The sequence below is a fragment of the Hippea jasoniae genome, from assembly GCF_000744435.1.
Taxonomy (GTDB): Bacteria; Campylobacterota_A; Desulfurellia; order Desulfurellales; family Hippeaceae; genus Hippea; species Hippea jasoniae.
Genome location: NZ_JQLX01000013.1, coordinates 211,453 through 234,612, shown reverse-complemented (window position 1 = coordinate 234,612; position 23,160 = coordinate 211,453). Strand labels below are relative to the sequence as shown.

The 23,160-nt window shown below is 37.5% G+C and carries 26 protein-coding genes, 1 tRNA gene and 1 pseudogene; 7 read left to right on the top strand and 21 right to left on the bottom strand.

Translation table 11 applies throughout. The features are described 5' to 3' along the window. The 7 genes and pseudogenes from EK17_RS06065 to EK17_RS06035 form a co-directional block, all read right to left on the bottom strand. The coding region (locus EK17_RS06065; RefSeq protein WP_035586587.1) for a Gfo/Idh/MocA family oxidoreductase at positions 1 to 897 on the bottom strand (897 nt) is incomplete at its 3' end. 171 nt (positions 898 to 1,068) lie between these two features. Further along, positions 1,069 to 1,344, bottom strand: a pseudogene (locus EK17_RS06060) (four helix bundle protein); the annotation flags it as partial. 38 nt (positions 1,345 to 1,382) lie between these two features. Continuing rightward, positions 1,383 to 2,153: an N-acetyltransferase gene (locus tag EK17_RS06055; RefSeq protein WP_035586604.1), complete on the bottom strand. Its 771-nt coding sequence runs from the start codon at positions 2,151 to 2,153 to the stop codon at positions 1,383 to 1,385. A gap of 118 nt (positions 2,154 to 2,271) precedes the next feature. Continuing rightward, on the bottom strand, positions 2,272 to 2,742 hold the full coding sequence (locus tag EK17_RS06050; protein WP_035588546.1) for an HAD family hydrolase: 471 nt from the start codon (positions 2,740 to 2,742) through the stop codon (positions 2,272 to 2,274). A 25-nt stretch (positions 2,743 to 2,767) separates the two neighbouring features. Continuing rightward, positions 2,768 to 4,192, bottom strand: coding sequence for an aldehyde dehydrogenase family protein (locus EK17_RS06045; protein WP_035588544.1), 1,425 nt, complete (start codon positions 4,190 to 4,192; stop codon positions 2,768 to 2,770). Positions 4,193 to 4,203: 11 nt separating this feature from the next. After that, entirely contained in the window at positions 4,204 to 4,686 is a 483-nt protein-coding gene (locus tag EK17_RS06040) for a hypothetical protein (RefSeq protein WP_156957526.1), read from the bottom strand. Further along, positions 4,653 to 5,126, bottom strand: coding sequence for a MaoC family dehydratase (locus EK17_RS06035; protein WP_035588540.1), 474 nt, complete (start codon positions 5,124 to 5,126; stop codon positions 4,653 to 4,655). The genes EK17_RS06040 and EK17_RS06035 overlap by 34 nt, the downstream gene beginning before the upstream one ends. A 101-nt stretch (positions 5,127 to 5,227) precedes the next feature. On the opposite strand from EK17_RS06035, the gene EK17_RS06030 reads away from it, so the two are divergent. The 3 genes from EK17_RS06030 to topA are packed head-to-tail and all read left to right on the top strand — an operon-like array spanning position 5,228 to position 9,020. Then, the gene (locus EK17_RS06030; RefSeq protein WP_035588538.1) at positions 5,228 to 5,860 is read left to right on the top strand and encodes a class I SAM-dependent methyltransferase; all 633 of its coding nucleotides are present in this window, start codon (positions 5,228 to 5,230) and stop codon (positions 5,858 to 5,860) included. Then, entirely contained in the window at positions 5,847 to 6,851 is a 1,005-nt protein-coding gene (gene dprA / locus EK17_RS06025) for a DNA-processing protein DprA (protein ID WP_051904474.1), read from the top strand. Before EK17_RS06030 ends, dprA begins: the two co-directional genes overlap by 14 nt. Positions 6,852 to 6,863: 12 nt before the next feature. After that, entirely contained in the window at positions 6,864 to 9,020 is a 2,157-nt protein-coding gene (gene topA / locus EK17_RS06020; RefSeq protein WP_035588535.1) for a type I DNA topoisomerase, read from the top strand. Positions 9,021 to 9,047: 27 nt separating this feature from the next. Here topA and EK17_RS06015 read toward each other — a convergent pair whose 3' ends face one another. The 10 genes from EK17_RS06015 to EK17_RS05970 all read right to left on the bottom strand — a co-directional run bounded on the left by EK17_RS06015 (position 9,048) and on the right by EK17_RS05970 (position 17,073). Then, positions 9,048 to 9,398 (bottom strand): ATP synthase subunit c family protein, encoded by a 351-nt coding sequence (locus tag EK17_RS06015; RefSeq protein ID WP_035588533.1) that lies wholly within the window; start codon positions 9,396 to 9,398, stop codon positions 9,048 to 9,050. Positions 9,399 to 9,439: 41 nt separating this feature from the next. Continuing rightward, a complete protein-coding gene (gene atpB / locus EK17_RS06010; RefSeq protein WP_035588529.1) occupies positions 9,440 to 10,108 on the bottom strand; it encodes a F0F1 ATP synthase subunit A in 669 nt (222 codons plus the stop codon). Between the two features lie 9 nt (positions 10,109 to 10,117). Continuing rightward, entirely contained in the window at positions 10,118 to 10,468 is a 351-nt protein-coding gene (locus tag EK17_RS06005; protein ID WP_035588527.1) for a hypothetical protein, read from the bottom strand. After that, entirely contained in the window at positions 10,443 to 10,691 is a 249-nt protein-coding gene (locus EK17_RS06000) for an AtpZ/AtpI family protein (RefSeq protein ID WP_035588524.1), read from the bottom strand. The genes EK17_RS06005 and EK17_RS06000 overlap by 26 nt, the downstream gene beginning before the upstream one ends. After that, entirely contained in the window at positions 10,688 to 11,989 is a 1,302-nt protein-coding gene (gene hemL / locus EK17_RS05995) for a glutamate-1-semialdehyde 2,1-aminomutase (protein WP_035588522.1), read from the bottom strand. Before hemL ends, EK17_RS06000 begins: the two co-directional genes overlap by 4 nt. 9 nt (positions 11,990 to 11,998) lie before the next feature. Then, complete coding sequence (gene purQ / locus EK17_RS05990) at positions 11,999 to 12,667, bottom strand: phosphoribosylformylglycinamidine synthase I (RefSeq protein WP_035588519.1); 669 nt, start codon at positions 12,665 to 12,667, stop codon at positions 11,999 to 12,001. Continuing rightward, positions 12,664 to 12,891, bottom strand: coding sequence for a phosphoribosylformylglycinamidine synthase subunit PurS (gene purS / locus EK17_RS05985; RefSeq protein WP_035588518.1), 228 nt, complete (start codon positions 12,889 to 12,891; stop codon positions 12,664 to 12,666). The genes purQ and purS overlap by 4 nt, the downstream gene beginning before the upstream one ends. A 1-nt stretch (position 12,892) precedes the next feature. Then, positions 12,893 to 13,603 carry a phosphoribosylaminoimidazolesuccinocarboxamide synthase gene (gene purC, locus EK17_RS05980; protein WP_198018154.1) on the bottom strand — a complete coding sequence of 237 codons (711 nt, stop codon included), beginning with the start codon at positions 13,601 to 13,603 and terminating at the stop codon, positions 12,893 to 12,895. 80 nt (positions 13,604 to 13,683) lie between these two features. Next, positions 13,684 to 15,750 carry a sodium-translocating pyrophosphatase gene (locus tag EK17_RS05975; protein ID WP_051904473.1) on the bottom strand — a complete coding sequence of 689 codons (2,067 nt, stop codon included), beginning with the start codon at positions 15,748 to 15,750 and terminating at the stop codon, positions 13,684 to 13,686. An 18-nt stretch (positions 15,751 to 15,768) separates the two neighbouring features. After that, a complete protein-coding gene (locus EK17_RS05970) occupies positions 15,769 to 17,073 on the bottom strand; it encodes a CBS domain-containing protein (RefSeq protein WP_035588513.1) in 1,305 nt (434 codons plus the stop codon). A 142-nt stretch (positions 17,074 to 17,215) separates the two neighbouring features. Here EK17_RS05970 and EK17_RS05965 point away from each other — a divergent pair. The 4 genes from EK17_RS05965 (at position 17,216) to EK17_RS05950 (ending at position 19,114) form a co-directional block, all read left to right on the top strand. Then, positions 17,216 to 17,290: transfer RNA gene (locus EK17_RS05965), tRNA-Thr, on the top strand. Between the two features lie 31 nt (positions 17,291 to 17,321). After that, on the top strand, positions 17,322 to 17,999 hold the full coding sequence (locus tag EK17_RS05960; protein WP_035588512.1) for a 2,3-bisphosphoglycerate-dependent phosphoglycerate mutase: 678 nt from the start codon (positions 17,322 to 17,324) through the stop codon (positions 17,997 to 17,999). Further along, on the top strand, positions 17,992 to 18,399 hold the full coding sequence (locus EK17_RS05955; RefSeq protein ID WP_198018153.1) for an LUD domain-containing protein: 408 nt from the start codon (positions 17,992 to 17,994) through the stop codon (positions 18,397 to 18,399). The genes EK17_RS05960 and EK17_RS05955 overlap by 8 nt, the downstream gene beginning before the upstream one ends. After that, positions 18,389 to 19,114, top strand: a complete 726-nt coding sequence (locus EK17_RS05950; protein ID WP_035588509.1) for a DUF815 domain-containing protein — start codon at positions 18,389 to 18,391, stop codon at positions 19,112 to 19,114. Before EK17_RS05955 ends, EK17_RS05950 begins: the two co-directional genes overlap by 11 nt. Here the strand turns inward: EK17_RS05950 and EK17_RS05945 are convergent. Genes EK17_RS05945 through EK17_RS05930 form a run of 4 tightly spaced genes read right to left on the bottom strand, consistent with a single transcriptional unit; the run spans position 19,109 to position 23,142 of the window. After that, positions 19,109 to 19,711, bottom strand: coding sequence for a LysE family translocator (locus EK17_RS05945; RefSeq protein ID WP_035588507.1), 603 nt, complete (start codon positions 19,709 to 19,711; stop codon positions 19,109 to 19,111). The two genes, EK17_RS05950 and EK17_RS05945, sit on opposite strands and share 6 nt — an antisense overlap. Then, positions 19,701 to 20,855: an NAD(P)/FAD-dependent oxidoreductase gene (locus EK17_RS05940; RefSeq protein WP_035588506.1), complete on the bottom strand. Its 1,155-nt coding sequence runs from the start codon at positions 20,853 to 20,855 to the stop codon at positions 19,701 to 19,703. The genes EK17_RS05945 and EK17_RS05940 overlap by 11 nt, the downstream gene beginning before the upstream one ends. Further along, positions 20,852 to 22,663: an aldehyde ferredoxin oxidoreductase family protein gene (locus tag EK17_RS05935; RefSeq protein ID WP_035588505.1), complete on the bottom strand. Its 1,812-nt coding sequence runs from the start codon at positions 22,661 to 22,663 to the stop codon at positions 20,852 to 20,854. The genes EK17_RS05940 and EK17_RS05935 overlap by 4 nt, the downstream gene beginning before the upstream one ends. Then, positions 22,660 to 23,142 (bottom strand): 4Fe-4S dicluster domain-containing protein, encoded by a 483-nt coding sequence (locus EK17_RS05930; RefSeq protein WP_035588504.1) that lies wholly within the window; start codon positions 23,140 to 23,142, stop codon positions 22,660 to 22,662. Before EK17_RS05930 ends, EK17_RS05935 begins: the two co-directional genes overlap by 4 nt. Positions 23,143 to 23,160 lie beyond the last annotated feature (18 nt).

The window sequence follows — 23,160 nt, the reverse complement described above, 5'->3', positions numbered from 1 at the left end:
ATTTCTTATCTGATGCACAAGCTCAATAGATAGTCTTGCATCTTTAATGCCAAAACCTCCGCCGTTTAATATATCTTTATAAACAAGTGTATGCAAGTCTGTAAAGCCACCAGAAAATTCAATCTCTTTTGAATCTACTGTTATAGATCTGTATGTTCTCTGACCTTTTTGTTTTATATCATCGGGTAAATCGTTATAATCCACTGACAAAAACCACCTAACATAAGCTTTTTTTAACTCTATAAAGCCTGCCATCTTTTTTAAAGGCTCACAGTAGTGAACCTCGCTGTTCTTTACCTCACCAAAAAGCCACATCAGCATATCAAAGAAATGTATTCCGATATTTGTTGCAACACCGCCGGACTTTGATAAATCTCCCTTCCACGAAACAAAGTACCATCTGCCTCTTGAGGTTATATAGGTCAAGTCTATGTTGTATTTTTTATTCTCTTTAGAAGTCTCTTTTTCTATCTTATCCTTTAGTGAAATGATTGAAGGATGAAGTCTTAATTGAAGAACATTGTAAACTTTTCTCCCTGTTTCTTGCTCTATCTCCTCTAAAGCATCCAAATTCCAGGGATTTAAAACAAGAGGTTTTTCGCATATTGCGTTTATTCCACTTCTCAATGCCCATCTTATATGAGCATCATGAAGGTAATTTGGGGAACAGATAGATGCAAAATCTACCTTATTTCCTCTTCTTCTTAGCTTATCAACATGCCTATCAAACCTTTCAAATTCTGTAAAAAAATGGGCTTCTGGAAAGTATGAATCTATAATGCCTACACTGTCGTTTGGATCAACTGCTGCAAGCAGATTATTACCGGTATCTTTAATTGCCTTCATATGTCTTGGTGCGATATAACCTGCTGCACCTATTAGGACAAAGTTTTTCATAAAACCTCCTGAGTTAGCGTTAAGCGTTAAGTATTAAGTGTTAAGCGCTAAGCGTTAAAAGTTGAGATTAAATTTTTGGCGTTTAACTTAACTCTTAGAGCTTAGAACTTTTATATAATTGTTTTTTAGACCTGTCAGCATTTTTAAAATTTCATTTAATTCTTTAATCTATTTTAAACCCAACTGCTTTTCTATATAATTAATTTCTATTCCAATATATATCTGCGTTATTAATTCTGCGCAAGAACCTTTAGCGATTTCGATAAATCTAATCTTTTCTTTGTCGGACTCTTTTTCCATTCCTTCTGCAATATTAGAAGCTATTGACAAACTGCTTCTTGTTATCTGATCCTTAAAGCCAAAATCTTTCAGGTCTTTGAAATATTTGTATATTTCAATAGAAAGCCTACAGCCTTTTTTCCAAACATCCAAATTTTCACATTTCATGATTACGTTTTCCCCTTTTAAAACTTAGTCCTTGATACTTAGCGCTTAATGCTGAATTGATTCTCCAACAGCTCATCTTCTGGCACATCTCTAAAGTATTTTGCAGGTAAGCCTGCATAGATCTTTTTGGGTTGAGTGTCTTTTGTAAGAAGGCTTCCAGCGGCAACCACGCTGTCTTCAGCTATAGTCTTGTTTGGCAATATAACCGCACCAACACCTATTCTTCCACCTTTTTGAATTTTAACCCCACCAAATTCTTTAAACCTTTTTTGACTTCTGCCTAAATAATTGTCGTTAGATGTTAAAACACCTGGAGCTATAAAGCAGTAATCCTCAACTTCAGAGTAGGCTGTGATATATACATTTGTTTCAAGTTTGCATCGTTTGCCAATGGTGCAGAAGTTTTCTATTGCAACGCCTCTTCCAACAATCGTGTATTCGCCTATCTCAACATTTTCCCTAATGGTAGATAGATCTGCTACAAGCACATTCTTATTTATCTTGCAACCAGCATAAATCACAACTGATGTGCCTATCAAGCAATTATCCGCAATCATTGCTGGTGGTAGTTGCTGTTTTTTTGTTGTTGCACTAATGGGTGATTTCATTGGTTGCTTGCCAATAACGGTATTATCATCAATTCTGACATTATCACCAATAATTGTACCCTCATGAATAACAACATTATTGTCTATCTGGCAATTCTTGCCTATCTTTACATCCCTACCTATAACGGTAAAATAACCAATCTGTGTATTTTCACCTATCACACTTGATGGGTCAATAACGCATCTTTCAAATTTCTCCATAAAAAGATCCTTTCTTGTTAGGTTTATTAAAAACTTTTCTAAATTCAAAACCTGAACGCAAGTATAGAAACTAACCAAAAATGTGTCAAGAGGTAAAAAATCCGTGTTTGATATTCTCTCACCTTCTCAATGTTGCTATCAATCTATTTTTATTTATAAGCAAATTTATAGCATCCTCCGGTTTTGCAACTACTACTGAGGAGTTTTTGATTGTTCCTATAAATGCACCCTCACAGCCTATTACGCATATCGACAAAGCAGCTTTTTTAAACATGAGTCTATCGTTATTGCCGTTGCCTACAGCCACGCAAAGTTGACCATTTAAACTTTCTATGTATTTTGCTTTGAATAGATCCTGATTTTTAGATGGTGCAATAACAACTGTTGCATTAACATCTATTAACATCACTTTAGCAGTTCCGTTGGTGTCAGCTGTAACTACATGAATATCTAAAAATTTTGATAATTCATTTAATTTGTGTTTTATGCCTGCTTTAACAACGCCATCACATGCAAGTGTGCCGTTGAAATCAAAAACGGCGTATTTTAACTTAAGCTTTCCAAACCCGGGTATTTCAACTTCAATCATAAAAGAGTAAGGGGAGTGTTCCCCTTTAGTTTAGATTTATCATGACCATTTTTATATTGGTCATCTCTTCAATGGCAAACCTTACACCCTCTCTACCAATACCACTCATCTTATTGCCGCCGTATGGCATATGATCAACCCTGAAGATAGATGTATCATTTATCATGACACCGCCAACATCTAAATTGTCGATTGCGTAGTGGATTTTCTTTATGTCATTTGTATATATACCAGCTTGAAGTCCGTAATCTGAATCGTTTACATGCTGAATAGCCTCTTCAAAGTTATCATACTCAACAATAGAAACAATCGGTGCAAATACCTCCATACACATAACACGCATATCCTTTGTAGTGTTTCTTAAAACGGTTGGATAAAGGATTCTGCCCTCAACCTTGCCACCTACAACAAGTTCAGCACCCTGGCTAACTGCTTCATCTATCCATTGTTTGGCTCTTAAAGCCTCATTCTCATCAATCATCGGCCCAAGATCTGTATCTTTTTCGACTGGGTTTCCTATTTTTAGTTTTTTTGTAGCCTCGGCAAATTTCTCTGTAAATTCATCTGCTATATCTTTGTGCACATAGATCCTCTGAAGCGATATACATACCTGACCTGAGTTTGCAAAGGCGCTGTCTATGCAACGTGGAATAGCTTTATCTATATCGGCATCTTTCTCAATTATGGTCGCTGAGTTATTGCCAAGTTCAAGCGTGACCCTTTTTATGCCTGCAATACGCATTATTCTATCACCTACTTTTGCTGAACCTGTGAATGTTATTTTTCTAACCTTGTCGTTTGTAATAATGGCCTCTCCTACTTCTTGGCCTGGTCCTATAACGATATTTAAAGCACCATCAGGCAGGCCTGCCTCCATAAGGATTTCCCCTAAAATTAAAGCTGTTATAGGTGTTGTGCTTGCTGGCTTTAAAACAACTGTATTGCCACTTGCAATAGCCGGTGCAACCTTATGGGCAACCAAGTTCAAGGGAAAGTTAAACGGTGTGATAGCCCCAATTACACCCATCGGCACTCTTATAAAGTATCCAAATCTACCAACGCCTGAGGCACTTGCATCCATAGGCACGGTTTCACCATGAATCCTTTTTGCCTCCTCTGCTGCAAATTTAAATGTCTCATAGCCTCTTCTTACTTCTCCAATAGAGTTTTTCCATGCTTTTCCCGCCTCTCTACAGATCATTGTTGTTATCTCTTCTTCTCTTTCCTTTATAAGATTTGCTGCTTTTTCTAATATCTCTGAACGGCGGTAGGCCGGCAGGTTTTTCATCACACTAAAAGCTTTATCTGCCGCATCAACAGCCTCATCAACCATTTTCTTATCTGCTTTTGGCACTTTAGCTATAATCTCAGAGCTGTATTTATCGATAACATCGATTGTTTGAGGTGAGCTTACCCATTTACCTCCGATTAATGTCTTATACTGCTTCATTGTTACACCTCCTATCTATTTTTTTCGATATTCAGAAATAGGTAGCCGTTATTCAGCGGCAGTTTTACTTCTATGGTTGGGTGGATCTTTTCAGCTAAATAACCGCCTTTAACCTTTTTGATGAAATATAAATCTTCAGGGAAATGAAAAATCAATCTGCCCTTGATTGTTTTAAAGGCTATGATATTTTTGTGCATGTAAAACGCAAACTCTGCGGTTGACTTATAGGTAAAATGACGCTTTTTCTTTTTTAAGTATACTTTGAGAACATAGATGTTTTTTGCGTATGGCTTTATTGTATAATTTGATACTTCATATTCTCCGTCTGCAAATCCGCCAATAAAGTTCAGCTTGGCATAACCGCTTTTTATCGTTATAGGGGAGTGTTTAGCAAAATTAAAATACTCTGTTAAATCTTCTGCTTTTAAAAGGTGAGGCGTAAATATAGCAAGAAGAGCTATCAATACAACCTGAATATTTGCTCTGCCACGCATGCCGGTTTTGGATTGTCTTTTATCTCAACAATTATTTTGTAAATAAGCTCAACACCGTTTTCTATTCTTTTAACCGATATTGGTATCTCTTTTGCCCTGATAAATGAGTTGACCTTAACTGCAGCAGGAAACCTAACTTTATTAAGGCCGTAATTTATACGCATCTTCATGCCGGGATAGTTTTTCTCAAAATACTCAGGTGTGTTTGACTTTGTAAGGTAAGGAATCATCGAAAGCGTTAAAAACCCATGAGCAATAGTTGTTTTGTAAATCGATTCTTTGGCAGCCTTGTCTGGGTTTATGTGAATCCATTGTTTATCGCCTGTGACGATGGCAAAAAGGGTTATCCTATCCTGATCAATTTTAACCCACTCACCCGTTGAAATAACTGTATTGAGTTTTGACCTGTATAGTTCAACCAGCTTTTCGTATTTATCCACAGCTAAATATTAAGGACTTTTCTAAATTAGTCAAATATTTTAACGCTTGAAAAAACAAAAAATTTTTATATAAAGTTAAAGCCTTTAAAAAGGAGGATGATATGGAGAAAAAGATTTCAAAGGTTGAGATTGACGGTTTTGAGGCTCATATCTATGATTTTATGATGCAACTTTTGAGCGGCTTTACATACAACAAGTTTATGAAAACGGTAATAAATCAACTTAAGATAAAAAATAACGAAAATGTTGTTGATTTTGGTTGCGGCACAGCAAAAAATCTCTGTATGATTCAGCAGCTCACCAATAGAGATGTTGTGGGTTTTGATACATCAAAAGAGATGATAAGAATTGCCAAAAACAGATGTGAAAACAAAAATGTAAGGATTTTTTATCACGATATCAGAAAACTAGCCCCCTTTAAAAACTATTTTGATGTGGCGTTTATATCGTTTGTTTTGCATGGGTTTATAGATTCTCAACGGGATATGATTATTAAAAATGCTTCTGAATTGCTCAAAACAGGTGGCAGGTTTTGTATACTCGACTACAACGAATTTGACTTAAATAAAGCCAACCCTATAGTAAAGTTTGCCTTTAAATACGGTGAGTGCCCTCTTGCCAGCGAATTCATCAGAATCGACCTTAAAAGTAAACTAAAGAGATTTGGCTTTGTAGATTTTAAAGAGTATTATCACTACCTTGGATATGTGAGGTTGCTTGTTGCATACAAATGAACTTAAAATTCTGCTTTCTGGCATAAACATTAAAGACCCATCAAGATTTGAAAGTTTAGATGAGCTGTATTTTGAGGTTAAAGATAAAATAAAAAAAAGAGATGTATCAAAAGAACTTGAATATGTAGAGAAAAACAGTATCAAACTTATAAGTTTTTTTGATGATGACTATCCAGAAAGACTTAGGCAAATGGATTATCCACCTGTAGTGCTATATGTAAAAGGAAAACTTAAAGAACTATCTATGCCTCTTGCAGTGGTGGGCAGCAGGCATCCATCAGGCTATGGGCAAAAGGCTCTCAAACATATACTTCCACCTATAGTTGAGGCTGGGTTTGAAATAATAAGCGGCCTTGCCATGGGCATAGATGCACTTGCCCATAAAATTGCCATAGGTGGGGGTGGCTATACAATTGGAGTTTTGGGCTGCGGTATAGATATAGTGTATCCTTATAGCAATAAAGCGTTGTTTGAGCTAATGCCTCAAAAAGGCTGCATAATCAGCGAATTTCCTCTTTCAACCCCACCGAATAGATATAACTTTCCAAGGAGAAACAGAATTATAGCGGGACTCTCTGATGCTGTATTTGTGGTTGAGGCAGAGCTTAAAAGCGGTTCACTAATTACAGCAAGGATTGCAGCAGAACAGGGAAAAACGGTATTTGCCCTGCCGGGTGATATATTTTCAAAACGTAGCGAAGGAACAAATAGATTGATATACGATGGTGCAACAATTGTTATTGATAGATACACAATTCCATCTCATTTCTATGTCGAGCTTAAAAAGGAGATAGGACAATACAGTGATTATGCAACGCCTGAGTTAGAAGAAAAAGAAAAACTCGTTTATGAGGCAATGGATGCAGAGATGGATGAAAATGAGATAGCTCTAAAAACACAACTAACAATTCAGGAGGTTGCTGAGATTATTTTTGATCTGTCCTTGAAGGGTCTTGTTAAAAAAACGCCGTCAGGATATATAAGGCAGTGAAAGGGGAAATTTATGAATCTTGTGATAGTTGAATCACCAGCAAAAGCCAAAACAATCTCAAAGTTTTTGGGAAAGGATTTTAATGTAGTTGCCTCCTACGGTCATATCAGGGATTTACCAAAAAGCTCATTTGGCGTAGATATAGAAAACGGTTTTAAGCCAAAATATGTTGTTCCAAAAGAAAAAAAGCCTGTTGTGGATAATATTAAGAAGCTTTCAAAGCAATCAGACTTAGTTTACATAGCAACAGATGAGGATAGAGAGGGTGAAGCCATAGGCTGGCATATCACAAAAGCTGCAAAATTAAACGAAGATAAGATAAAAAGGATAGTGTTTCACGAAATAACAAAAAATGCTATCCTGAATGCAATCAAATCCCCACGAACAATTGATATCGATATGGTAAACTCTCAGGAGGCAAGAAGAATTTTAGATAGAATCGTTGGTTATAAGCTTTCACCTCTACTTGCAAAAAAGATCCAAAAGGGGCTATCTGCAGGAAGGGTTCAATCTGTGGCATTAAAGCTTATTGTTGACAGAGAAGAAGAGATAAACAATTTTACGCCTCAGGAATATTGGAGCATTCATCTTCTGTTTAAGGGTGATATAGAATCTCAACTCATAGAAATAAACTCTCGCAAGTTAGATAAATTTGATATTAAAACAAAGCAGGAAGTAGAATCGATAAAAGAAAAGATACTCAAAGAATCGTTTGTAGTTAAGCAGATTAAAAAATCCACCACTTATAAGAAACCTGAGCCTCCGTTTATTACAAGCACACTCCAGATGGCAGCATCAAATATCTTGGGTTTTAGTGCACAAAAAACGATGCTTATTGCTCAAACACTTTATGAGGGTGTGGATATCGAAAAAAATAGGATTGGTTTGATAACCTACATGAGAACAGATTCGTTTAACATTGCAAAAGAGGCAATCGATAAAGTTAGAGATGTAATATCGTTTGCTTTTGGTGAGGATTATCTTCCCGAGAAACCTAATATTTATAAAACCAAATCAAAACTTGCTCAAGAAGCGCATGAGGCTATAAGGCCAACCGATCCATCCCTTTTGCCTGAAATGGTTAAACCTTATTTAAAGGATGATGAGTTTAGGCTTTATGAGTTGATATGGAGGCGATTTGTAGCATCGCAGATGAAGCCTGCTCAATTTAAAAACACTACAGTTGATTTTGCCTCAGAAAGTTTTCTTGCAAGGGCAACCTTTAAAACATTGAGTTTTGATGGGTTTTTGAGGGTATGGAGCTATTCAAAGATTAGCTCAAAAAAACCGCCCGAGCTTAAAAAGAACCAAAGTATTGATTTAACTGAGGTTCTAACAAAACAGCATTTTACAGAACCTCCAGCTCGATATACTGAAGCTTCTTTAATTAAAGAGCTTGAAAAACACGGTATCGGCAGGCCATCCACATACGCTACAATAATCAGCACAATTATCAAACGTGGATATGTTGTTTTAAAGGATAAAAAATTCCATCCGCAGGAGATTGGTATTATAACAAGTAAACTGCTGGACAAGTTCTTCTCTGACATCATTAATGTGAAATTTACCGCACAGATGGAAGAAGGGCTGGATAAAATAGCAAATAAAAAAATGGACAAAATAGAGCTTTTAGAAAAATTTTACGATAAATTCAAAAAATTACTTGATAACGCCTATAAAAATATGGAAAAGCTAAAACCCGATGATGAACCTATTAGTGAAAAATGCCCTATCTGCGGAGGTGATTTAGTTATAAGACACGGCAGATTTGGAAAATTTATTGCCTGCTCTAACTATCCAAAATGCAAATATACAAGGCCGTTAGAAGAAGATTTCGTTGATATAAAATGCGATAAATGCGGTGCACCAATGGTTGTTAAATACACTAAAAATGGGGCACGTTTTCTTGCATGCTCCAACTATCCCAAATGCAAAAACACAAAACCATACCCTACAGGGCTGATATGTCCTCTCTGCGGTGGAGAACTTATAGAACACTCTTCAAAGAGAGGCAAATTCTATGGTTGTTCAAACTATCCAACCTGTAAGTTTACCATCAGAGGTGAGATAAAAAACCAGGAATGCCCTGTCTGCGGTTACAATCTATTTGTTAAGAAAAGAGGCAAATGGTGTTGTGCAAGAAAGGGTTGTAATTACTGCGAAGAATAAAAGAGGGGGAAATCCCCTCTTTTTTGGTTAGATATGAAATGGATTTGTGTAGAAGATAATAAGAACAATAACAAGCATATAGATAACTAAAGACTCGATCATAGCAAGGCCGATCATCATGAGAGTCAGAAGCTTTCCTGACAAAGCCGGGTTTCTTGCTGTACCAAGTACAGTTCCGTTAACAGCATGACCCTGTCCAATTCCACCACCGCCGGCAGCAAGACCAAGACCAATTGCACCACCCATAGCCACAAACATGTAGTACTTTTTAAGCACTATGTTTGCAGCTGCAGTGGCAGAATTTGCATCACCCGCAGCCAATGCAGGAAAAGCTGCCAGAACTGCTAAAGCTGTTAAAATAAACAACCTACCCTTCATAAATCCACCTCCTCACAAAAAATCAAAGATTACAAACTTATTTAATGGGCTTCACTTACTGCATCTGCAATGTATAGTGTTGAAAGCAAGAAAAATATAAATGCCTGCAGTGAAGCTGCAAATAATACCAAACCCATAACAGGTAAAGGAACAAGCCAAGGAGCCAAAAAGAAAATCACAGCGAGCAATAAGTCATCACCAAATATATTACCAAACAACCTGACAGATAACGAGATAATTCTTGCAAAATGCCCTATAATCTCTACAGGGAGCATCAAAGGAACAAGCCACCAGACAGGGCCCATAAAATGTTTTATATATTTTATTCCATGCTTTCTAATACCTAAAAACTGATAATACACAAAAACTATCACTGCCATTGATACAGTGGTATTGAGATTGGATGTTGGCGGTATAAACCATGGTATAAGCTCTGTAATATTACAGAAAAAGATAAATATTGCCAGTGTTGCCAGCAAAGGAAAGTGCTTTGGTGTTTCTTCTTTGCCCAAAATATCCTCTACAAATGTATAAATACCGTAAACTACCGATTCTGCTACATTTTGAATACCCTCAGGTAGCAGTTTCAATGAAAAACGTATAATAATTGCAAGAACCAACACGAATAAAGCAACAAACCAGGTAAAAACCAAATATCCGGGTAAACCTGTTGCATGGATAATAAAATCAAGAAAACTTGGCGCCTCCATTTTACCCCCTCACAGAGAAGTTTTTTTGCTAAATACAGACATTACTGCTGTAATCATCAAACTAATTGGCACTACCGATACACCCACAATAATGCCAATCTTATTCAAATGAAGTTTTAGTAAAAACAGAATAGAAATGGCTATCAAGCTAAATCTTATCATGCTGTCCAAAAAAGAGTACTTGCCCCTTTTTAGCCATTTCTTTGCCATAAATTTTAAAAGAATCCAATCACCCAGCCCAACAGCCGTTGATGCCGTTGTGGCTATAAAACATTCATAGCTAATAAGTAAACACACAGAAGCTAAAAAAAAATATACTATTGCAAAAAGAATTTCAAGTTTTTTTATCGTTATTATCATCAGTCTTTTTTATGCCGTAAAACATATTTTTAAATCCAGCAATGATTCCAAATATTAAAAAAAGAAAAAACAACCAGTGATGGGATGAATTAAACTTTCTATCCAGCCAGTATCCCAACCCTCCACCTATCAGGATAGCTATAACAACACTGAAACCCACCGTCGTTGCATCATAAAGCTCTCTGTAGTATTTTATTTTTTTTCTTCTTTCTTCTCTATTCATATATAGAATCTGCCTTCAGAAAGTTCTCTAAAAACTTCTTCCACAGCAACTATTGTATTTTCAATGTCTTCAAGGCTATGTTTAATAGTTATGAAATTTGATTCAAATTGTGATGGCGGAATGTATATACCCCTTTCAAGTAAGCCCCAGAAGTAGTTTTTAAATAGCCTTAAATCACTCTGGTTAACCTCTGAAAAATTTGTGGGTTTATTTTGTCTAAAGAATACAGAAAACATAGAACCGATCGCTTCACCGCTTACAGGTATTCCATATTCTACCCCGAGCCCTACGATGCGGGAAATGAGTTTTTGGGTATTTTTCTCCAACTCTTTGTATGGATTTTTGCGTTTCAAAATATCCAGTGTTGCTATACCGCATGCCATTGCAACGGGGTTGCCACTGAGCGTTCCTGCCTGATACACTTCACCATTTGGTGCTAAATACTCCATAAACTCTGCTTTTGCCCCAAAGCATGCGGCAGGAAACCCTCCACCTATAACCTTGCCCAGGATTGTTATATCGGGCTTTACATTGTAGATATGCTGTGCTCCGCCATATGTGAGCCTGAAACCTGTCATAACCTCATCAAAAATAAGCAACGCCCCATACCTATCACATAAATTTCTTAAGCCTTCTAAAAAACCATCTTCAGGTCTTACAACACCCATGTTGCCCGCCACAGGCTCAACAATAATAGCTGCAATTGTATCGCCGTATTTTTTAAATATATCCTGAGTTGCCTCTAAGTCGTTGAATTCTGCAAGCAGGGTGTGTTTTGCAAAATCTATAGGAACACCTTTGCTTGTTGGGATACCAAATGTTGAAGAACCCGAACCAGCACCAACAAGCAGGCTATCTGAATGCCCGTGATAGCAACCTGAGAATTTCAATATATTATCCCTGCCTGTTATACCCCTTGCAAGCCTTATTGCGCTCATTGCGGCCTCAGTGCCGGAGTTGACAAACCTGACCTTTTCAATAGAATCAAACGCCTCAACGATTCTTTTTGCAAGCTCTGTCTCAAGTATTGTTGGTGCACCAAAACTAAAACCATTTTCAAGGACAGCTTTTGTTTTATCTATAACCTCATCATCTGCATGTCCAACAATTGCAGGACCCCAGCTATTCACATAATCGATAAATTCATTACCATCTTCATCGTAAATTTTTGATCCTCTGGCTTTCTTTATGAATAGAGGGTCTCTGTTTACACTTTTAAATGCCCTAACAGGACTATTTACACCGCCAGCTATCACCTTTTTTGCATCTTCAAACAACTGCTTACTTCTTTCAAACACAACTGCCTCCTAAAGCAGGTGTTTAAAAATGATTTCTCCATCTCTACCCAGATCGCCCACAACCCTTTCTGGGTGTGGCATCAAACCAAACACATTGCCGTTTTCATTGCAAATGCCTGCAATGTTGTAAACTGACCCGTTGGGGTTGTATGTATCATTTATATGACCATTTTTTGAAGCATATCTTAATACAATCATATCGTTATCAAGAAGATATTTAAGGTAGTCATCGCTACAGAAATAATTGCCCTCTGCATGCGCTATAGGCATCTTTAATACACTTTCTGACTTGATATTTTTTGTAAAATAACACCTGCTTTTTTCAACCTTTAAATACACATCCTTATGAATAAACCTTAAGGTTTTATTTTTAAGTAGAGCACCTTTTAGTAGACCACTTTCTATTAAAATCTGAAAGCCGTTGCAGATACCAATAACAGGATAGCCTTTTTTTGCAAGCTCTCTAACACTGTCCATCACTGGTGAAAATTTTGCCAGTGCACCACTTCTTAGATAATCTCCGTATGAAAATCCGCCAGGCAGGATAACAGTATCAAAACCGTTTAAATCTATTTGCGTATAAAAGACAAACTCGCTTTTAATACCTAATGTATCACATGCGTATTTACAATCAAAATCACAGTTTGTTCCAAGAAACCTGACGATGGCTACCTTCACTTCTTTATAACCTCATAATCCTCTATAACTTCATTTGAAAGGATATTTTTTGCAACTGTTTCTATCAACTCATCATCTGGCTCATTAAGTGTTATTTCAAAGTATTTGCCCACTCTTATATCCTCTATCTTTTTGCCCGTATAGTTTTCCGAAACCTTTTTAATAGCCTTTCCCTGAGGGTCTAAGATGCCTTTTTTGGGTTTTACAATCACCACATATTTCATGCTATATCCTCGAAATTTTCATAAGGATTTTTTCATAACCTTCTATTAAATCACCAAGGTCTTTTCTGAATCTATCTTTATCCAGAACCTCTTTAGTTTCTTTATCCCACAGCCTTGCCCCATCAGGTGTAAACTCATCTCCAACAATAAGATTGCCATCTGGGTCAAAACCAAACTCAAGCTTAAAATCAACAAGCTCAATACCCGCTCTATCAAATCTTTCTTTCAAACAATCATTAACCTTTAAGGCCAACTCTTTCATTTTTTCTATGGTTTTTTCATCTGCCCAGCCAAAAACCTTTATATGTTGCTCTGTGATCATAGGATCGTCAAGCTCATCGCTTTTTAGATAAAACTCAATTAAGGGTTCTGGGAGTTTTTCACCCACTTTTAAACCAAGCCTTTTTGCTAAAGAACCTGCAATAACATTTCTAACTACCACCTCAACAGGCACCATTTTTAAGCGTTTAACCACTATCTCTCTACCTGAGTTTTCTTCAACAAAATGGTTTGGAATACCGCATTCATTCATCCAGTTAAATGCTTTGACCGTAATGGTTTTATTCAGTGCGCCCTTTTCATCTATTATAGCATGTTTTTTTCCATTGAAAGCCGTAGCATCATCCTTAAAATAAATAATGAGCAGGTCTGGATCTTCAGTTTCATAAACTTTTTTTGCCTTACCCTCATACAGAAGATTTGTTTCTTCCATCACTATCCTCCCTGATTTATTTTGCTAAAAACCCCTTGTTGGGATTCTTAGCAAAACGGGGGCTATAGCCCCCTCTCTTTTTAAAAGTTTGTCAAAACAATCAAGATAGCAATGATATTTATGATTTTAATCATCGGGTTGATGGCAGGACCTGCTGTATCCTTCAGAGGATCTCCAACTGTATCACCTGTGACAGCTGCCTTATGAGCCTCACTTCCTTTTCCGCCAAAATTACCATCTTCTATGTATTTTTTAGCATTATCCCATGCACCACCGCCACTTGTCATTGAAACTGCAAGGAAGAACCCTGTAATAATCGCACCCATAGACAAAGCGCCAAGTGCAATCTTGCCAAACAGGATATATACGATTATTGGACCCAGTACAGGTATTAATCCTGGCGCTATCATCTTCTTTAAGGATTCTTTTGTAACAATATCAACGCATGCAGCATAATCGGGTTTGGCTTTACCCTCTAAAATACCCTTGATCGTTTTAAACTGTCTTCTAACCTCTTCCACCATCATTCCACCAGCAACACCAACAGCCTCCATACTCATTGCGCCGAAGTAGAACGGCAGCAAACCACCCAGTAGCAATCCAACCAGTACAAGCGGATTGCTCAAATCAAATGAAGATGTGCCTGCACCTATTGAACGGGTGTATTCTGCAAACAGCACAAGGGCAGCCAAAGCAGCAGAACCTATAGCAAATCCCTTTGTAACAGCTTTTGTTGTGTTACCCACAGCATCGAGTGGATCTGTTACAGCTCTAACCGTTTCATCAAGTTCAGCCATCTCTGCAATTCCGCCAGCGTTGTCTGTTATTGGACCGTATGAGTCGATGGATATTACCATACCTGTTAGTGAAAGCATGGCAGCCGCTGCAATTGCAATACCGTAAAGGCCGGCTAATTTGTATGAGAAAAACATACCCAAAGCGATCACTATGGCTGGTAGAGCGGGAGCCTTAAGCATTACAGCCATACCCTGAATTATGTTTGTTGCATGACCTGTTACAGAAGCCTTTGCAATCGATTTTACAGGATTGTACTCATAAGAGGTGTAATATTCTGTTATAAACATCAAAAGTGCAGTAATAGCCATTCCGATTAAGGCAGATATGAATATGTTTGTGGGTGTCACTGTGCCCCAGGAGTAGGCTATGCCGCCTGCAAAGAACTTTTGAGCCGCAAAATATATAACCACAAGTGCAATAATCGCTGTTGCAAGCATTCCTTTGTAGAAAGCACCCATAATGTTGTTTGATTTTGGTAGTTTAACAAAAAAAGTTCCGATAATTGCACTAACAGAAGCTATAGCACCAATAAGCAGCGGGAACATTGCAGCTATACCAACTACACCGGGTTTATCAAACAGAGTATGACCTAAAACCATTGCCGCAACGGTTGTCACGGTAAATGTCTCAAAAACATCTGCAGCCATTCCAGCACAATCGCCAACATTATCACCAACATTGTCTGCTATAACTGCCGGGTTTCTGGGGTCATCCTCTGGAATTCCTGCCTCCACTTTACCCACAAGATCAGCGCCAACATCGGCTGCTTTTGTATAAATTCCACCGCCAAGCCTTGCAAAAACACTGATCAAACTTGTACCAAATGCAAGGCCTATCAATGCTTTAATTGTATGCTCAACAGGCTGCTTAAATAGATACACAGCAACATAGTAAAATCCTGCAATAGCCAAAAGGCCAAAACCTGTCACCAGAAAGCCTGTAACAGAGCCACCTTTAAAGGCCAGATTTAACGCCCTGGCAAGACCGTTTTTTGCCATCTGGGCTGTTTTAACATTAGTTCTTACAGCCACAAACATACCGATAAAACCGGCAAGACCGCTCAAAATCGCACCTGTAAGATAGCCTATAGCTGTGAGAAATCCAAAATGCTCACTTTTTGCACCCAAAGCCCACAGGATGGCAAAAATAATTACAGCAACGATTGCAATACTTTTGTATTCCCTTGCAAGAAAAGCCGCTGCACCCTCCTGAATTGCTTTAGCAATCTCCTTCATTCTGTCGTTGCCATCATCCTGAGAAAGCACATAGTAAGCGGTAAATAAGGCATATCCAATCGACAGAAAGGAAGCAAGAAATGTTAGATACAAAGCTGTGGTTGGATTGATCATGGGAAAACCTCCTACCCTTTAAGAATTTATAGCGTTTTTAATATCCTCAACCATGTCGTTAAATTCAACATCCCACACAGAGCATAACCATTTTGCTGCATCTATATCGTGTTCAGTTGTTTTTTCATCGTTTAAGAAGTTTGTATTCTCTAAAATGCCACCCAGAAGTAAAAGCATGGCCGTTTTTGATGGTTTTGTTCCAGAAATCCTGAATTCATCTGCTATTATAGATGCCGTTGCACCCCACGGTTCTATTCTATATCTTGTTTTAAATCCCGTTTGAATATCACCTAACCTGTGGTGGTCTATTATTTCAAGCACATTACACTCAAAAATTCCCTCAGGGGCATTTGCTGTACTTGAATGATCAACTAAAATAACATTGCGTTTATTAAATTTTATAATATCTGTTCTTGTAATAATGCCTTTTACTCTGTTTTGATTGTCAGTAACAGCTAATGCCCTGTTGCTTGACTTATAGACCTTTTCCTTTATATCATTTACAAGATCTGTTGGTTTTACTGTGATAGTGCTTTTCTCACATATACTCTCAACAGGCGTACTCCACTCAATCAAACCCACCGTTGCAAATGCATCATATTCAGATACAATAACAGATACGCAGTTTTCTTCTGCTTTCTTAATAAGCTCATCATCAGGCCTGTATCCGTGAGACAAAACAAGGCATCTAATACCTACATCTATCGCTGCTTTTTGGAGATCCTTCCTGTTTCCAACAACCATTACGGCATTTTCTGGCTCTATGCGCTCAATTACATTTAACAGCCCCTCCTCATCCATAACTCCCATAATCAGGGTAGCTATAAATGTTTCTTCCTCTTTTTGGCAGGGAACAATGGTTTCTCCATCCACAGCATTTTTGATAATTTTAACACTTGTCTTAATTTTTCTAAAAATATCAGGCATTACTGATGAGATAGATTTTCTTGCTATATCGATCATGCCAAAATAACCCACAAAACTTCCATTATTTTCAACTACAGGTACAACCATCAGGTCTTCTTTTAGCATCAATTTAAATATCTCTGTTACAGAATCGTCTTTATTAACTGTAACCACATTTGAGGAGGTCATTACATCTTCAACACGCAACCTCAAATCCTTCATATATTTAGGAAAAGGTATATTAAAATGACCTAAAAACTTTTGAGTAGGCTCATCCACTCCCCCACAAACAGCGGCAATATAGGTGTTTTCTTTATCTATGGTATTCTTTAATTCAGCTAAAGCAATTGTAGAAGCAACGCTGTCTAAATCGGGATTTATTCTTCCTACAACAAAAACATTCTTAATTCCTCTCATCTTTACCCTCCAAAAGTGAGCAACTTATACAACATTACACTGTTTTTTTCAAGCCCGACCTTTTCAATTAAAACACAAAATCTCAAAAATTACAATATTGTAGCTTGACAACAGAGTTCAATTATTTAATATTATGCTGCAAGCCAGCGTAGCTCAGGGGTAGAGCAGCTGATTCGTAATCAGCAGGTCGTAGGTTCGAATCCTATCGCTGGCTCCATTTTCTTACTTTTAACAGAAGGAGAGATAAAATGGCAAGGCTTGTTCTATTAAGGCATGGTAAATCGATGTGGAATAAGCTTAATCTATTTACAGGATGGGTTGATGTGCCGCTTGCTTTGGAGGGAATCAACGAGGCGCTTGAAGCTGGTGAAAAACTAAAAGATTTATGCTTTGATGTTGTGTATACCTCTGTTTTGATAAGAGCTATTGAAACAGCCATGATTGCACTATCAAAAAGTGAATGTCCAAAGATCCCCATTGTAAAACACGATACAGGCAAGATGAAAGAGTGGGCTAATATGCCAGATACGATTAATCAGCTTCCCGTTTATGAGGTTGAGGCGTTGAATGAAAGATACTACGGTCAGCTTCAGGGTTTAAATAAACAGGAAACTGCTGACAAATACGGTGCAGATGTAGTGCATAAATGGAGAAGAAGCTACGATATAAACCCACCAAAAGGAGAATCATTAAAGGATAACTATGAAAGAACGATACCATTTTTTAAAGATACAGTTATTTCCGACTTAAAGACGGGTAAAAATGTTTTGATTGTGGCACACGGCAACAGCTTAAGGGCGGTTGTAAAATTTATAGAAAATATCTCAGACAATGACATTCCAAAATTCGAAATACCGACAGGAAAACCGCTGATATATGAGTATGAAAATGGCCTGTTTCTAAAAAAAGGAATTGATGATGAATAGTGTTGAGCAGTTTAAAGAAAATGCAAAACTCAACGGCGTTGATATTTTATCAAAAAAAGAATTAGAAAAGTTTGGCTACAGCGATGAGAATTATTTTAAAAAAGACGATATTGCCGTTGTGAAGGCTTTAGCTGGTTGCGCAGACGATGGCAGCGTAATTGTTGATGCATCACAAAAAAAGTGGCTTGAAACTGTTGTAGATGTTAAAGATCTGTATGTTTTGATTAATAAAAACTCTATAAAACCTAATAAGTTTGAGGCGTATAAGCCGTTTCAAGATAGAAAATATCTAATTTTTCTGGCTGCAGAGAGCAAAACAGCGGATATTGAAAAGAATCTGGTTAGTGGCGTTCACGGGGCAGAAAAACTTTATTACATAATAATCGACGATGAGCGATAAAGCATTTGCATTTATCTATAACGGCAAACTCAAAGAAGTTCACAACTTCACAAATTTAACACTCACCGACCTGATAGGCATAGATACTCAAATTGAGCTAATAAGAAAAAATATAGAGGCCTTTATTGCAAAAAAGCCATACCTTGATATGCTTTTGTGGGGAGCAAGGGGGTGTGGCAAATCATCGGTAATCAAAGCCTTTGTCAACGAATATAAAGATAGAAACTTAAAAATCATTCAATTTAATGCAAATTACGGCTATATCTATGAGCTATACGAATTAATATTGCAAAGAGACGGAAGGTTTATCCTGTTTTTTGACGATATATCATTTGACCATCGCGATGAGAGTTTTAGAAACTTTAAATCCATTATAGAAGGGGGTATAGAGGAGAAACCTGAAAATATAATGATTGTTGCAACATCAAACAAAAGACATCTTATAAAAGATGAGGTTTTAACCACAGATTCGATATACTCAACAGATGAAGTTAATGAGCAGATGTCTTTATTTGGTAGATTTGGTTTGATTGTGAGGTTTGATCTGCCCGATAAAAACACATATCTAAAAATCGTAAAAAGTTACCTTATCAAATACGGCGTTGGACTTTATGATGAATGGGAAAAAGAAGCAGAAGGCTATGCAATTTCTAAGTCTGCCAGAAACGGCCGTATAGCCAAACAGTTTGCCATCTCAAAGCTACTTAATCTATAAAAAAATCTCCACAGCCTTTGTGTATCCGTAATAAAACAGCTCAAGGGAAAAAATAAAAAACAAAATAGAGGAAAATGTATTGATAAACAGTGTAAACTTCGGTGTAAGGAGGTTTTTTCTTGCAATTTCTGTAATCAAAATTGCTGTTGAAAATGCAAGAATGATACCGCAGAATAACGAAAACAGGCTTGCAATAAGAGAATGTTTATCAACAAACGGTGTAATAATAGCGCTGAAGAATATCAACGCTTTGGGATTTGATAGATTCATGTATAGCCCTCGCAGGTAATGGGTTTTTGCGTTTATGTTTTTTATATGGATTTCATCTTTTCTGTGCTTGAAAATCTCATAAGCTATATACATAAGATAAACCCCACCTACTATGGCTATACCACACTGAAAATAACTGCTTTTTCCAAGCCAGCTAAAACCAACAAACAGAATAGAAATAACTATGGCATTGCCGCTTAATACGCCGGCTAAAACCTTAAAACCCTCTTTAAAGGTATGATTAAGCGTTGTCTGGACAATTAAAAGAATATCAGGCCCCGGAGTTAAAGCTGCAACAAAACCTATCAAAAACAACTCAATACTCATAAACCGTCTCCCAATTATATTTAATTTTATTTAAATAATGGGCAACATCTATATTTGTATCAATTGTTGTAATACCGCAGATTTTATTATTATCGACAAACATTTGTGTAAAGCTGCCAATGCTGTAAGTTTTAGCCAATAATGATTCATCGGTGGTCTTGCCTGCTGAGAATATATTTATGCCAAAAACAGGCACCACATTTCGAGATATTTCTGGTTGATACTTGATATGTTTACCCATAATGTTTTTTGCTACTATTTCTGCCTGAGTAATTGCAACAGGCCATATAGCATGCAGAATGGGTTTTTGCTCAACCAAATCGTAAGATTCAACAACATCGCCTGCTGCAAAAATACCATCAGCGGTTGTCATTAAATAATCATCAACAACTATGCCTTCATTTGTTTTTATGACATCGTCAACTAACTCTGTATTGGGTTTTACACCCTTTGCAACAATAATTAAATCACTTTCTAAATCGGTGTTGTCTTTTAGCTTTATAAATAGCCTGTTATTTTTATCCTCAATAATCTCAACATCGTTTTCTTTAAAAATTTTCAAGCCCCCTATGTTGCAAAGAATATGTTTCTCAAGCCAATCTGATGCGGTTTTTGACAGAATTGAAGAAAGGAGCCTGTTTGAGCTTACCACTAAATTTACAACAACACCCTGTTTGATTAATGCATCTGCCATCTCAATACCAACAAGACCACCACCAACTATTGTAACACTCTTAAGCCTATTGAGTTTTATTAAATTTCTTATGACTTCAATATCTTTAAGCTTTCTTATTGTGATAATCTTTTCTTTGTCAAATTCACCGCTAAAATGCACTACTTTTGGCGTTGCACCTGTTGCAATCAACAGCTTTGAAAAATAAAACATTTTCTTTGTGGAGGTAAAAAAGACCCTCTGTTTTGAGTCGATAGCTAAAACTTTTGTATTCAAAACTATATCTTTATCTGGTATATCAAAGAATGCATCGCTTTTAATGTTTTCTTTTACCATATAGGGTAGGAGCATCTTGGAGTATGGTTTCTGTAACTCATCTGAAAAGATCTTTACCTCTGCTTTTCTATCTATTTTTTTTATTGTTTTGTAGGCAACATATGCTGCTATACTGCCGCCGATAATCGCTATCATGCAAATTCCTCAAGGTTCAGCTCTTTTAGTTTTTCTGATGTTGGTCTGCCATCTTCATCCCAGCCCCTCAGTTTGTAATACTCTTTAATCACTTCAGTTAGATCAGCCACCTCTCCTTTTGACGGTCCTGTTTTTATTGGCTCTTTATACATTCTTTCTGGTAGATTATCATCCTCTTTATTAAAACCTGCCTTTATATTAAAAAGCCTCTCAAGATTCCATATCCTCTCGCCTTTTTTCAAAAACTCTTTTTCATCGCATGAAATACCCGTTGCTGCTTCAAAAAGCTCTGCTATATGTTTTGGCTTCAATCCAAAGGTTGTAAATAAACAGATACCTGTTGAGTCCAGTGCAGCTGTCATATCCTGCAGTGTTTTTGTCAATTTTGCCTTGCCTTCATAGCTATTTTTATCCATTTTTCCAAAAACCTCAGCTCCGATTGTATAGCCCCTCACATGGCAGGCTCCTCTGTTGCTTGTGGCATATTCAAGCCCGATTCCTTTAATGGCTCGCGGATCATAAGCGGGAAACTCCTGTTTTTTAACACTCATAGAGAATTCTGAATGACCATAATGCTCAGCAAGTCTGTATGAACCTTCAGCAAGGAGTTTTCCGAAATCGCTACTTTGTTCACACATTAGTTTAATAGCCTCAACCATTGCATCAGGATCGCCAAACTTCAGCTCAAATCCTATATCCTCTTTGGGTATATAGCCAGCCTCAAATAGGTCCATTGCACAGGCCACAGTTGCACCTGCAGAAATGGTGTCAAGGCCATAATCATTACACAGATAATTTGCATAAACAATTGCATCCAGGTCATCCACACCGCAGTTTGCCCCTAAAGCCCAGATTGTTTCATATTCAGGTCCTACGCCTTTATTTGAGCTATATTTACCCTTTCTAATCTCTGTTACCCTGCCACAGGCAATTGAACAACTATCACAGGCTTCAGCCTTTATAAGGTTGTTTTTGGTTAGACTCTGACCGCTAATTTTGTCGGCTGTTTCAAAATAGGCATCATGTGCATTAAACGATGGAAAGCCACCAACGCTATTTATTGTTTTAACTAAAACTGCCGTTCCATACAACGCCCCACCCTTGGAGGCAAACGGGTCTTTGCTTAAAATATCCCGTGCATTGTAAACGGCTTTTGTGAACCTCTCTTTATTATAAACTGCTATACCGTTTGTTCCTCTAACAGCTATTGCCTTTAAATTTTTGCTTGCTAAAACAGCGCCAACACCACCCCTGCCTGCTGCTCTGTGACCATCGAATGTAATATTGGCAATAAGAGATAGTTTCTCTGCTGCCTTTCCTATCTCCAGCGTGCCTATTTCTAAATGCAAAAGCTCTTTGAGTTTTTTATCTGTTTCTTTAGTGTTTAAACCTACAAGCTCTTCTGCATCCCTGATTTCAACACTACCTTTATAAATCCATAAATAGACGGGTTTTTCAGCCCTACCCTCAATAATAATCGCATCAAATCCACTGCGTTTTAGATGAGGTCCAAAATGCCCACCTGCATTTGAGCATGCTATGGCTCCATTTAGAGCTCCCTTGGTAATCACCATAACCCTGCCTGAAGATGGTGCATATGTTGAGCCAAGGGGTCCTGTTGCTATAACAACCTTGTTTTGTTCGCTTAATGGATCAACTAAAGGGTCTACTTCTTCCATTAAGATTCTCGTGCCGTATCCCCTGCCACCGATGAAATCTTCAGCCCACTGCCTGTTTATATCTTCAACTGTTGTCTTCATTTCTGTCAAATTAACCCTCAATATCTTTCCAGCATAACCACCTTTCATATTTGACCCCCATTTTCTATAAAACTTTTATAGATGGTTGCTGTTTTAAGCTGTTTATCAAAAACCATATCTTCAATCTCTTTATACTCTATTGCACCCGCATGACAGACCTTTACACATTCTGGGTTGCCCCCGCAGTGGTCGCATTTAATAACCCTCTTGCCATCTGCTGTCATCTTAATTGAACCCCACGGGCATGCAAGCACGCACTGTTTGCAGCCAATGCATAGATCGTAATTTAGCTCAACTACACCGGTTTGAGAGTTTCTCTTCAGGGCTTTTGTTGGGCAAATCTTCTGGCAATATGCTTCATTGCACTGGGTACACACCTGTGGGATAAATGTAAAGCTATCTAAAAACTCTGAGATGTGGATATTTGAATTAAGAGGGTTGAACTCATTACTATGAACAAAAGAGCAAGCGTATTCACATGCCCTGCAACCCGTGCATTTGTCTATATCAACAACCAGAACCTTCATATTAACCCCCTTATGAGG